We start from the raw sequence: 1,649 nt of genomic DNA on the forward strand, positions 1-1,649 counted from the left end.
GCCACTCCACCTGCTCGATTGCTGCCTTGTTTCCAACGGCGCGATCGCGGTGATCGTGAGCAGCGCCGAGGATGCGGCGAACATGGCGCAGCCCCCCGTGTACATCTGGGGGATGGGACAGGGCCACCCCGGTGACCCAGTACGCCACGGCTTCGACCCCGAGACGGAGACCGGCGCGAGGATCGCAGCCCAGACTGCGTATGCGATGGCCGGCGTGGGTCCAGAGGACGTGACGCAGTGCAAGCTCTAAGACTGCTACAACTAAACGGTGCTGGTCAATCTGGAGGACTACGGGTTCTGTAAGAAAGGCGAGGGCGGACCGTTTGTCGAAGACGGCAAGCTCGGCCCTGGCGGATCGCTGCCGACGAATACGGGCGGCGGCGAGCTTTCGGGCTACTACATGTGGGGGATGACGCCGCTGAGCGAGGCGGTCATCCAGGGGCGAGGGCAGGGCGGCCAGCGCCAGGTGAACAACGACGTCATCCTCTGCACGGGAAACGGCGGCATGCTGAGCTATCACGCCTGCCTCATCCTGAGCCCGAACCGGAGCTAACCATGACCGAAGCAGCAGCACCTCAGAAACCACTGCCACTGCCTGACGATGCTTCCGAACCGTTCTTCACGGGAGCGATGGAAGGCCGCCTGATGATCATGCGCTGCACGGCGTGCGGAGTCGCGCGCATCCCGTCGCGCTCGCATTGCGACAACTGCCTCTCATCCGATTTCGAATGGGAAGAGGCAAGCGGACGCGGGACGGTACACACGTTCGGCGTGATGCATCAGAAGTACCATCCTGGCTTCTTCGATGAATTGCCGTACAACCTCGCGGTCATCGAACTGGAAGAAGGCCCGCGCCTTTCGACCAACCTGGTCGGAATCGAGAACAGCGCGATCCGGGTCGGGATGCCGGTGGTGGTGGATTTCGAACGTTATGACGATGTAGCGCTACCGAAGTTCAGACCTGCCTGAGGCGCATTCACGTTTTACGGTGTTTATGGCATGCGAATGTCACTTACACTTAACAGGCGCTTATGCAGACGGCGAGCGGCGGGGAGGCGCGGGTGGAAGAGACGCCAATCGTGAGCATGGTCCTGTGGACGACGGACATCCCGGCCCTCGCCGGGTTCCTCTCGGACGTGGCGGGGCTTTCGCTCATCGAGGAGTATCCCGGCTACGCCCGCCTGCAGGCCTGGAACGCAGAGATCGAACTGCACGGAGACGACGACGCGGACCGGCGTCACCCCTGGTACCAGGCGCTGAGCCGCGACGGCGCCGCCCGCGGGATCGGCGCGGAGATTCGCATCCAGGTGGAAGACCTGGACGCCGCGTTCGCGACGGCCCTCCGGCGAGGCGCGCTCTCAATTCGCCCCCCCACATCAGCCGGAGACATGGACCTGGCCACAGTGATGGGCCCGGATGGCTATTTCTTCACGCTGTGGCGCTAGCCCTCGCATGATTCCCTGCATGCAATGGCCCCAGTCGCGCCGACCGGTAGAGTGACCGCGATGCGCGGGCTGATCCATGCGATACCAAGGTGGCGGCCGGACTTGCCGCCGGTCACCAGGCTGGAACAGGTCCGGTCGTGCGCTGGCGCACTCATTGGAATTGCAGCGACTGGATTTGTGACGCGCTGGGTGCTGGGTTCGAAC

The 1,649-nt window shown here is 63.9% G+C and carries 4 protein-coding genes; all 4 read left to right on the forward strand.

From position 1 onward, the window contains the following. Window positions 1-250, forward strand: a 250-nt coding sequence (locus KDH09_19035) for a thiolase family protein (protein ID MCB0221800.1), incomplete at its 5' end; no start/stop codon positions are given. 18 nt (window positions 251-268) lie between these two features. Beyond that, entirely contained in the window at window positions 269-553 is a 285-nt protein-coding gene (locus KDH09_19040) for a hypothetical protein (protein MCB0221801.1), read from the forward strand. A gap of 2 nt (window positions 554-555) precedes the next feature. Next, window positions 556-969, forward strand: a complete 414-nt coding sequence (locus KDH09_19045; protein MCB0221802.1) for a Zn-ribbon domain-containing OB-fold protein — start codon at window positions 556-558, stop codon at window positions 967-969. A gap of 92 nt (window positions 970-1,061) precedes the next feature. Continuing rightward, window positions 1,062-1,445 carry a hypothetical protein gene (locus KDH09_19050; GenBank protein MCB0221803.1) on the forward strand — a complete coding sequence of 128 codons (384 nt, stop codon included), beginning with the start codon at window positions 1,062-1,064 and terminating at the stop codon, window positions 1,443-1,445. The last annotated feature ends 204 nt before the right edge of the window (window positions 1,446-1,649 follow it).

The sequence above is a fragment of the Chrysiogenia bacterium genome (genome assembly GCA_020434085.1).
In the GTDB taxonomy this organism is placed as follows: domain Bacteria; phylum JAGRBM01; class JAGRBM01; order JAGRBM01; family JAGRBM01; genus JAGRBM01.